Origin of the sequence: Bradyrhizobium sp. (assembly GCF_019242285.1) — a bacterium.
Classification (GTDB): domain Bacteria; phylum Pseudomonadota; class Alphaproteobacteria; order Rhizobiales; family Xanthobacteraceae; genus Bradyrhizobium.
The window spans coordinates 1-9,531 of sequence record NZ_JAFAVV010000770.1; the positions used below are offsets into that span (position 1 = coordinate 1).

At 66.5% G+C, this 9,531-nt stretch carries 8 protein-coding genes and 1 pseudogene; 6 read left to right on the forward strand and 3 right to left on the reverse strand.

Going from position 1 to position 9,531, the window contains the following annotated elements:
* The 3 genes from JOY90_RS31420 to JOY90_RS31430 form a co-directional block, all read left to right on the forward strand.
* The coding region (locus tag JOY90_RS31420; protein WP_367277016.1) for a VOC family protein at positions 1 to 204 on the forward strand (204 nt) is incomplete at its 5' end.
* A gap of 163 nt (positions 205 to 367) precedes the next feature.
* Complete coding sequence (locus JOY90_RS31425; protein ID WP_291694981.1) at positions 368 to 1,174, forward strand: ribonuclease HII; 807 nt, start codon at positions 368 to 370, stop codon at positions 1,172 to 1,174.
* A gap of 98 nt (positions 1,175 to 1,272) precedes the next feature.
* Complete coding sequence (locus JOY90_RS31430) at positions 1,273 to 2,781, forward strand: glycosyltransferase family 39 protein (protein WP_291694982.1); 1,509 nt, start codon at positions 1,273 to 1,275, stop codon at positions 2,779 to 2,781.
* 116 nt (positions 2,782 to 2,897) lie between these two features.
* On the opposite strand, the gene JOY90_RS31435 is transcribed toward JOY90_RS31430, so the two are convergent.
* On the reverse strand, positions 2,898 to 3,737 hold the full coding sequence (locus tag JOY90_RS31435; RefSeq protein ID WP_291694983.1) for a uracil-DNA glycosylase: 840 nt from the start codon (positions 3,735 to 3,737) through the stop codon (positions 2,898 to 2,900).
* A gap of 140 nt (positions 3,738 to 3,877) precedes the next feature.
* On the opposite strand from JOY90_RS31435, the gene JOY90_RS31440 reads away from it, so the two are divergent.
* The 3 genes from JOY90_RS31440 to JOY90_RS31450 all read left to right on the forward strand — a co-directional run bounded on the left by JOY90_RS31440 (position 3,878) and on the right by JOY90_RS31450 (position 8,654).
* Complete coding sequence (locus JOY90_RS31440; protein WP_291694984.1) at positions 3,878 to 5,536, forward strand: electron transfer flavoprotein-ubiquinone oxidoreductase; 1,659 nt, start codon at positions 3,878 to 3,880, stop codon at positions 5,534 to 5,536.
* Between the two features lie 227 nt (positions 5,537 to 5,763).
* Entirely contained in the window at positions 5,764 to 7,587 is a 1,824-nt protein-coding gene (locus tag JOY90_RS31445; RefSeq protein ID WP_291694985.1) for a tetratricopeptide repeat protein, read from the forward strand.
* Between the two features lie 134 nt (positions 7,588 to 7,721).
* On the forward strand, positions 7,722 to 8,654 hold the full coding sequence (locus JOY90_RS31450) for a 4-(cytidine 5'-diphospho)-2-C-methyl-D-erythritol kinase (RefSeq protein WP_291694986.1): 933 nt from the start codon (positions 7,722 to 7,724) through the stop codon (positions 8,652 to 8,654).
* Here the strand turns inward: JOY90_RS31450 and JOY90_RS31455 are convergent, their stop codons facing one another.
* Together JOY90_RS31455 and JOY90_RS31460 are read right to left on the reverse strand one after the other, a co-directional pair.
* A complete protein-coding gene (locus JOY90_RS31455) occupies positions 8,655 to 9,287 on the reverse strand; it encodes a LysE family translocator (protein ID WP_291694987.1) in 633 nt (210 codons plus the stop codon). It lies immediately after the preceding gene.
* 7 nt (positions 9,288 to 9,294) lie between these two features.
* Positions 9,295 to 9,531, reverse strand: a pseudogene (locus JOY90_RS31460) (polyprenyl synthetase family protein); the annotation flags it as partial.

Sequence of the window (9,531 nt, forward strand, 5' to 3'; positions counted from 1 at the left end):
TGGAACTGCCGGTCGTCCGAGGAGGTCGACATTGTGCTGGATTTCGCCGTGTCGAAGGGCGCGGAGCTGTTGAGGCCGGCGCATCAAACCGACTATGGCGGCTATTCCGGCTATTTCGCCGACCCGGATGGTCATCCCTGGGAGGTCGTGGTCGCGCCCCATATCGAGGTCGGTGACGACCGCCGCGTGCATTTGCCGGACTAGAACATTTCCCGGAAAAGCGGACCCCGGTTTTTCCGGAAGGAAATGCGACAGAAAGCGCTCTAACGTACTCGGGCCGCCGATTTCCTGTTGAGAGCGGTGAAAGCGAATCGCCGCGCGTCGGTTCCGGGTTGCGCGGCCTGCGATCCTTCTGCACTTTCCTGGCATGAGTCGGGACAAGTCCACGCGACCGCGCGCTACGAAGCCGGGTGCAACCAAGCCAGAGGCGGCCAAGCAAGACACCGCGAAGCCGCTGCCGAAAGGCGTGATCGCGATCGCCCCGCCGAGCTTTCGGCGGGAGCGGGCGCTGATCAAGCGCGGCGTGTGGCCGATTGCGGGCTGCGACGAGGCTGGGCGCGGCCCGCTCGCCGGGCCGGTGGTGGCCGCGGCCGTCGTGCTCGACCCGCAGCGGATCCCGAAGGGGATCGACGATTCCAAGCGGCTGACGGCCGAGCAGCGCGAGGCGCTGTTCGACAAGATCTGCGCGACCTCCTGGTTCGCGGTGGCGGTGGCCTCGCCGGCGCGGATTGATCGCGACAACATCCTGCGCGCCTCGCTCTGGGCGCTGCAGCGCGCGGTGCGCGCGCTGCCGGAGATGCCGAGACACGTCTTCGTCGACGGCCGCGATCGGATCGATGTGCCTTGCGACTGCGAGGCCGTGATCGGCGGTGACGGTATCGTCATGTCGATCGCGGCGGCCTCGATCATCGCCAAGGTGACGCGCGACCGTCTGATGTGCGCGCTGGCGCAGGACTGCCCAGGCTACGGCTTCGAATCCCACAAGGGTTACAGCGTGCCCGAGCATCTGGAAGCGTTGGACCGTTTGGGACCGTCGGTGCATCACCGCAGCTTCTTTGCGCCCGTCGTCGCCGCGCGCGAGAAGCACCAGCCGTGGACCGTCAAGCGCGAGGTGGACCTGTTCGCGGTGGAGACAGAGGTCGAGACCGACGTTTCGGTCTCGATTCAACCTTAGTTGTCCTACAATTGCCTGTCGGCGGGGGCAGGCCTATTCGGCCGTTTGGGGATTGATGGCGGCCGGCTCGCAACCATGGCCGGGCTTTCGGACCTTTCATGCGCTTCACCTCCCTGGTAATCGAACTGATCCGGGCCCGGCCGCGGCTGGTGGTGTGGATCGTGGTGCTGGCGCAAGCGGCGATCTGGCTGACGGTCGCGCTCTTCTTCTATGCGAGCCCGCCCGGCGACGTTGCCACCGTGCTCGCCTATGGCCGGGAATATCAGGTCGGCACCCCTCTCGGACCGCCGCTCGCGTTCTGGGTCGCCGACATCGCCTATCGCGTCGCCGGCAATCATCTGTTCGGCGTCTATCTGCTGGCCGAGCTCTGCGCAGTCGCGACGTTCTGGACGGTCTATTTCCTGTCCCGCGCCATCGTCGGCCCGCATCAGGCGGTGCTGGCCGTGCTGCTGACCATGACGGTGACGGCGTACAGCTCGCCCGGGCTGGAATTCGGTCCGCTGGTCCTGGCGCGGCCGCTCTGGGCGCTGCTGTTGTGGCATTCCTGGCAATTGATCGGCCTCAATCGCCGCAACGCATGGTTCGCCTGGTCGATCGAGGCGGGGCTCTTGCTGCTGACGACCTCGGCCGCCATCGGCCTTCTGCTGCTGCTTGTGGTCTTTGCCGTCGCCGCCGAGCCCGGGCGGCGCATGCTCCGGTCGTTCGATCCGCTGTTCGCGCTGCTCGTCCTCGTCGTGCTGGCGCTGCCCTATCTGATCTGGCTGGTCCGTGCCGACGCGCTGGGGCTGCCGGCTTTCCCGGCGCTGTCCGAGTTGAGCCAGCGGGCGCTGCACTGGGTGTGGCTCGTCACGCGGCTCGCGCTGGCGATGTCCGGCCTCGTGCTGCTGATCGCGCTCGATTCGGCCTGGTTCGCGCGTGTGCCGGAGGATGCTCCGATCATCTATCGGCCGCCCGTCGACCGGCTGGCGCGCGACTTCGTGTATTTCTTCGCCCTCGCGCCGGCGATCGCAGGTAGCCTGATCTCAGGCCTGCTCGGCTTCGATCGCATCGTCGGCGGAGACGGCATTGCGCTGTCGATGTGCGGGCTTGCCGCGATCGTCGCAACCGGCGACCTCGTGCAGTTGCGGCGCCAGCGGGTACTGCGCACGGCCTGGGCCGCCGCCATCGCCGCGCCCGTGCTGGCCGTCGTCGGCGGCACGCTGTTGCAGCCCTGGATCGGCGCGTCAGAGATCGCAACCTCCTATCCCGCGCGCTCGGTCGCCGATTTCTTTTACGACAGTTTCGAGCGCCGCACCAATCAGCGGCTGCGGGCGGTGGCCGGCGACCCGGAGATCGCGCGCCTGATCTCGTTGCATGCCGGGCGGCCCCATCTTCTGCTCGACGCAACGCCACAGGATGCGCCGTGGCTGACGCCGGCAAAGTTCGGCCAGACCGGCGGCGTCGTGGTCTGGCGCGCCGCCGATACGGTCGGCACGCCGCCGCCCGAGATCGCGCAGCGATTTCCAGGCATCGTGCCCGAAGTGCCACGCGCCTTCGAATGGCTGGTGAATGGCCGCCAGCCGCTGTTGCGGATCGGCTGGGCGATTTTGCGGCCGAAAGCGCCGTGAGCCGTCGCGTCAGAGCATTTCCCGGAAAAGTCGACGCCGGTTTTCCGAAAGGAAATGCGACAAACATGGAATCCAGAGCGCTTTCCGCGCACGGTGCTCAAGATTGAATGGTCAACCTAAGTGGAAAGCGCTCTAGCCGTTCCGAGCGCTTTCGCGACCGCGCGCAGGTCCAGCCAGGACATCCGCTTGTAAGACGGCGAGCGCAGCAGATAGGCCGGATGGAAGGTCGGCAGCGCGCGGATCACGCGCGTGCCGGTGTCGTAGTCGCGCCATTTGCCGCGCGAGCGCATGATGCCCTCGCTCGTCGACAGCAGCGCCTGCGTCGACGGATTGCCGAGCGTCACCAGCACGTCGGGATCGACCAATTCGATCTGCCGCCTGATGAAGGGCAGGCAGATCTGCGTCTCCTGCGGCGTCGGCGTCCGGTTGCCGGGCGGCCGCCAGGGAATGACATTGGCGATATAGGCGCTCTTCCGGTCGAGGCCGATCGCCGCGATCATGCGGTCGAGCAGCTTGCCCGAGCGTCCGACGAACGGCAGCCCCTCGATGTCCTCATCGCGACCCGGCGCCTCGCCGACGAACATCACCCGCGCTTCCGGGTTGCCATCGGCGAACACCAGCCGCGTCGCCGTGGCCCGCAGCGCGCAGCCGTCGAACTTTTCCAACAGCGCCCGTAGCGCCGCCAAGGTCGGCGCGGTGCGCGCGGCCTCGCGCGCGGACGCGATCGCTTCGTCCGGCGCGGGCGGCGCGTCGCCACGCAGGATCGGCGGCGCAGCGGGCATCTCCCGGGGCGGCGGCCGCGGCGTCGGCTCCGTGCGCGCGACAGGCGCGGCGATATCGGGATCGGCCAGCCGGTTGACCGGCTCCTCCGACAGCGCGCAGTCGACGCCGGCCTCGAGATAGAAGGCCAGCAACTGCCGGACATCAGGGGCGGGATCGGGCGCGACGGGTGCCATGATGTCTGTTTACGCCGCATTGCGCCAAAGCGAAACCATCTCTCAGGGCCCTTTCCCGGTTGTCCTGCCGGCAAAAATCGGAAACAAGGGACGTCATGTTGGTTTAGGGAAACGCCGTCTCAACCGGGCTGAGATCAATCATGAGTGCAGAAGAGCTACCGCCGCGCGAGTCCATGGAATTCGACGTCGTGATCGTCGGTGCCGGTCCGTCCGGCCTTTCGGCCGCGATCCGGCTCAAGGAGCTCAATGCCGATCTGAACGTCGTCGTGGTGGAGAAGGGCTCCGAGGTCGGTGCGCATATCCTGTCGGGCGCGGTGATCGATCCGGCCGGGCTCGACAGGCTGCTGCCGGACTGGCGCGATGACCCCGACTGTCCGCTGAAGACCAAGGTCGAGACCGACAAGTTCTTCTGGATGACGGCGGCGGGCGCGATCCGATTGCCGAACTTCATCATGCCGCCGCTGATGTACAACCATCATTGCTACATCGGCTCGCTCGGCCAGCTTTGCCGCTACCTCGCGCGCAAGGCGGAAGCGCTCGGCGTCGAGATCTATCCGGGCTTCGCGGCGGTCGAGGTGCTCTATGACGACAATGGCGCGGTGCGCGGCATCGCCACCGGCGACATGGGCATCGCCAAGGACGGCTCGCACAAGGCGTCCTTCACCCGCGGCATGGAATTGTGCGGCAAGTACACGCTGTTCGCCGAGGGCGCGCGCGGCAGCCTGACCAAGCAATTGATCGCGAAATATTCGCTCGACGCCAACGCCGAGCCGGCGAAATTCGGCATCGGCCTGAAAGAAGTCTGGCAGGTCGATCCCGCGAAACATCAGAAGGGGCTGATCCAGCATTCGTTCGGCTGGCCGCTCGACGCCAAGACCGGCGGCGGCTCCTTCCTCTATCACTACGACGACAATCTCGTCGCGATCGGTTTCGTCGTGCATCTCAACTATGACGATCCCTATTTGTCGCCGTTCGAGGAGTTCCAGCGCTTCAAGACCCATCCCGCGATCAGGCCGCTGTTCGAGAGCGCGAAGCGGCTCGCCTATGGCGCGCGCGCCATCACCGAGGGGGGCTACCAGTCGGTGCCGCGGCTCTCCTTTGCCGGCGGCGCGCTGATCGGCTGCGCGGCAGGGTTCGTCAACGTGCCGCGCATCAAGGGCGTGCACAACGCGATCGGCAGCGGCATGCTCGCGGCCGAGCATGTCAATGCGGCGCTCGCCGCAGGCCGCGCCAATGACGAACTCGTCGATTACGAGAATGCCTGGCGCGACTCGCCGGTCGGCAAGGACCTCTATCCTGTCCGCAACGTCAAGCCGCTGTGGTCGAAATTCGGCACGGTGTTCGGCGTCGCGCTCGGCGGCTTCGATATGTGGTGCAATACACTCGGCTTCTCCCTGTTCGGCACGCAGTCGCATGCCAAGCTCGATCGCAGCACGCTCGATCCGGCCAGCACGCATACGCCGGTCGCCTACCCGAAGCCGGACGGCAAGCTCACCTTCGACAAATTGTCCTCGGTGTTCCTGTCCAACACCAACCATGAGGAAGACCAGCCGGTTCATCTGAAGGTCGCTGACATGAACCTGCAGAAGAGCAGCGAGCACGACGTGTTCGCCGGGCCCTCCAATCGCTATTGTCCGGCCGGCGTCTATGAATGGGTCGAGGAGGGCGCAGGCCCGCGTTTCCAGATCAACGCCCAGAACTGCGTCCACTGCAAGACCTGCGACGTCAAGGATCCGAACGGAAACATCACCTGGGTTCCTCCCGAAGGCGGCGGCGGGCCCAACTACGAGGCGATGTAATGCACGTCTGCGTGAGCCGCCGGGGTGCCGCCGTCACGATACCGCCATAGTAGGAGCGTTGTGAGGAAGGGCGGAGCGGCCGGCAGGGCGTTCCAGCCGACGAATTGTCACGTCCTATCCTTGCGGTTGGTTCCCAAACACGGCATTGTCACATGCCTTGATGCCGCCGGTTGGGTTCGCGTTCGAGACGACCCGTAATTCCACTGAACAAGCAAAAGGCGATCCTGATGCTTCTTATTCGTTGCGCCCGCTGGACCGTTGCGTTGTGCACGTTTGCCGCGCTGCTCGTGCCGCCGACCATCCTGGCGCAGACGCCCGACCATCCGAGCGAGAGCACCGCGCAATTCCCCAACAAGCTCGACATGAAGTCGCTGACCACCGCCGGCAGCTACCTCGCCGCCCGCCATGCCGGCGTCGAGCGCGACGCGTCGTCGGCCGCCGCCTTCTATCGCTCGGCGCTGCGCACCGATCCCAGAAACAACGAACTGCTCGACCGCGCCTTCATTTCGTCGGTCGCCGAGGGCGACATCGACGAAGCCGTCAAGCTCGCCGACCGGGTTCTCGCCAACGACAAGAACAACCGCGTCGCCCGCCTCGTGGTCGGCGTGCGCGACTTGAAGCAGAAGAAATATGCCGCCGCACAATTGAACATCAACCAGTCGGTGCGCGGCCCGATCACCGATCTGGTGGCGACCTTGCTGTCGGCCTGGGCGATCTACGGCACCGGCGACGCCAAGGCCGCCGTCGCCAACATCGACAAGCTCACCGGGCCCGAATGGTATCCGATCTTCAAGGAGCTGCACGCCGGCACGATCCTCGACCTGGCGGGCAAGGAGAAGGAGGCAGGCGTTCGCTTCGAGCGGGCCTACAAGGTCGACGATTCCCCGATGCTTCGCGTCGTCGAGGGCTACGCGCACTGGCTGACCCGCAACAAGGACAACGCGGCGGCGACCGCGGTCTACGATGCGTTCGACAAGAAGCTGGCGCGTCATCCGCTGGTTCAGCTCGGCATTCGCGAGACCAAGGAGGGCAAGAAGCTGCCGCCGCTGGTCGATTCGCCGCAGGCCGGCGCGGCCGAAGCGCTCTACGGCATCGGCGCCACCCTGATCCGCCGCGGCGGCGAGGATCTCGCGCTGGTCTACCTGCAGCTTGCGCTCTATCTGCAGCCGAACCATCCGCTGGCGTTGCTGTCGCTCGCCGACCTCTACGATTCCGTGAAGCGGCCGGCGATGGCGATCAAGGTCTATGAGCGGGTGCCGGCGGCCTCGCCGCTGAAGCGCAACGCGCAGATCCAGCTCGCGACCGATCTCGACGCCTCCGACCGCAGCGAGGAGGCGATCAAGATATTGAAAGAGGTGATCTCGGCCGATCCGAAGGACCTCGAGGCGATCATGGCGCTCGGCAACATCGAGCGCGGCCGCAAGAAGTTCGCCGACTGCGTCGGGACCTATTCGCAGGCCATCGACGCGCTGCCCGATGCAGCCGACAAGGGCAACACGGTCTATTACTACTATCGCGGCATCTGCGAGGAGCGCTCCAAGCAGTGGCCCAAGGCCGAAGCCGACATGCGCAAGGCGCTCGAGCTGCAGCCCGACCAGCCGCATGTACTCAACTATCTCGGCTATTCCTGGATCGACCAGGGCACCAATCTCGACGAGGGCATGAAGATGATCAAGCGCGCCGTCGAGCAGCGCCCCGACGACGGCTACATCGTCGATTCGCTCGGCTGGGCCTTTTACCGCATCGGCAACTATGACGAGGCGGTGAAGAATCTCGAGCGCGCCGTCGACCTCAAGCCCGAGGATCCGACCATCAACGACCACCTCGGCGATGCCTATTGGCATGTCGGCCGCACGCTGGAGGCCAAGTTCCAGTGGGCCCACGCCCGCGACCTCAAGCCCGAGCCGGAGGATCTGCCCAAGATCGAGGCCAAGATCGCGAACGGACTGCCCGGCGACGCTCCGCCGGCCGCCGCAGCTTCCGCCGACAAGGCGCCGCCGCCAGAGCAGGATGCCGCCGACAAGAAAAAGGACGACGGCAAGGGCGGCTAGCCTCGTCCTTCGCCGGTATCTTGGCCCTGCCGGTTCGACACCCGACTGCAAGCGCGACGCGCTTGCAGAGGGCGAAGCCGGCGCGCTAGAGACATGTTCGTTTTTCGAGCGCTGCTTTGGATGCGATAGTCGCGATGACGGCCGGCGAAGAGATTGATGCGAATGTCGGCTCCGTCGCGCCCGAGGGGACGCTGACCGAACTGGGCCGCGCCAAGGTCAATCTCTCGCTGCGCGTGGTCGGCCGCCGTGTCGACGGCTATCATGATCTCGAAAGCGTGGTGGCGTTCTGCGATTGCGCCGACCGCCTGACGCTCGCGCCCGGTCCGCATCTGGCGCTGAAGACCGTCGGGCCGCTGGCGAGCGCCTGTGGCGAGACCGCCGACAATCTCGTGCTGAAGGCGGCCAACCTGCTGGCTGAGCGCGTGTCCGATCTGAAGCTCGGCGAATTCACCCTGGAGAAGGTGCTGCCGGTGGCGGCCGGCATCGGCGGCGGCTCAGCGGACGCCGCCGCGGCGCTTCGGCTGCTGGCGCGGCTCAATGGTCTGTCGCTCGACGATGCCCGCATCCAGGATGTCGCGCTCAAGACCGGTGCGGACGTGCCTGTGTGCCTCGCCTCGAAGCCCTGCGACATGACCGGCGTCGGCGAGGTGCTGCTGCCGCTCGATCTGCCGGAATTGCCGTCGGTGCTGGTCAACCCGCGCGTTCCCGTTGCGACCACGGACGTCTTCAAGGCCCTGGGCTTACGCAACGGCGAGCTCCTGGTCGGCGCCGCCGATGTGATCGAGGCGCCGGCCTGGCCCAAGGCGGGCGCTGCCATTGCGGACTGGGTCAAGGCGCTGGCGCACGTCGGCAACGACCTGCAGCGGCCCGCCATCAGGATCCAGCCCGTCATCGCCGAGGCGATTGCGACATTGGCGGCCGCCGATGGCGTGCGGCTGGCGCGGATGAGCGGGTCCGGCGCGACGTGCTTTGCCATCTTCGCCGACCCGGCCCATGCGCAAGCCGCCGCCGCGGTGATCAGCCACGCGCACCCCGATTGGTGGGTGCATGCGGGCACGCTGAGCTAACTAACTGCTCACTGGCCGGCGCGCCAGCGCCAGCGAGACGCCGAGACCGGCGATGAAAATCCCCGAGCCCTGTCGCATCCGCCGCACCAGATGCGGCCGGCTTTCGAGCTGCGTGCGCGTCGCCTGGGCGAGCAGCACCACGATGACGTCGGCCGAGGTGTTGAGCAGCACCGAGATCAGGCCGAGTGCGACGAATGGCAGCGCCGGATTGGCGGTGGCCGGATCGATGAATTGCGGGATGAAGGCGAGGAAGAACGCGGCGGTCTTGGGATTGAGCGCCTCGACCAGGACGCCTTCGCCGAACGAACGGCGCGCGCCAGCCGCATCGGCCTTGATCCGCAAGAGATGGTCCGCTTCTCGAAACGTCCTGATGCCAAGCCAGACCAGATAGATCGCGCCGAGAAACTTCAACGCGGTGAACAGCTCGGCGCTCGCCAGGATCAGCGCCGACACGCCGATCGCGCCTGCCATCACATGCACCAGCCCGCCGAGCGCGGTGCCGGCGGTCGAGGCGAGGCCGTCGGCCTTCCCGCCGGCGAGTGTTCTCGCCGCGACATAGAAGATGCCCGGCCCCGGCACCGCCGCGATCACCAGGACCGCCACAAGAAACAGCGGGAAGCTCGCGCCCGTCATGCCCGGCTCAATGCGAGCGCGCGAGGCAGAACGCCACCACCTGCTCCAGCGCCGACTTCATCGCCGACGCCGGAAACAGCGCCAGCGCATCGACGGCCATCGCGCCATAATGCTGCGCGCGGCTCAGCGTATCCTCCAGCGCACGGTGCTTGGTCATCAGCCCGATGGCGTGGTCGAGATCGTTGTCGCGGATTTCGCCGCGCTCGAGCGCGCGGACCCAGAATGAACGCTCGGTGTCGTTGCC

Excerpts from the sequence above, each read along its gene's own strand:
- JOY90_RS31425 (WP_291694981.1), top strand. The coding sequence starts at position 368 with ATGAGTCGGGACAAGTCCACGCGACCGCGCGCTACGAAGCCGGGTGCA.
- JOY90_RS31430 (WP_291694982.1), top strand. The coding sequence starts at position 1,273 with ATGCGCTTCACCTCCCTGGTAATCGAACTGATCCGGGCCCGGCCGCGG.
- JOY90_RS31435 (WP_291694983.1), bottom strand. The coding sequence starts at position 3,737 with ATGGCACCCGTCGCGCCCGATCCCGCCCCTGATGTCCGGCAGTTGCTG.
- JOY90_RS31440 (WP_291694984.1), top strand. The coding sequence starts at position 3,878 with ATGAGTGCAGAAGAGCTACCGCCGCGCGAGTCCATGGAATTCGACGTC.
- JOY90_RS31445 (WP_291694985.1), top strand. The coding sequence starts at position 5,764 with ATGCTTCTTATTCGTTGCGCCCGCTGGACCGTTGCGTTGTGCACGTTT.
- JOY90_RS31450 (WP_291694986.1), top strand. The coding sequence starts at position 7,722 with ATGACGGCCGGCGAAGAGATTGATGCGAATGTCGGCTCCGTCGCGCCC.
- JOY90_RS31455 (WP_291694987.1), bottom strand. The coding sequence starts at position 9,287 with ATGACGGGCGCGAGCTTCCCGCTGTTTCTTGTGGCGGTCCTGGTGATC.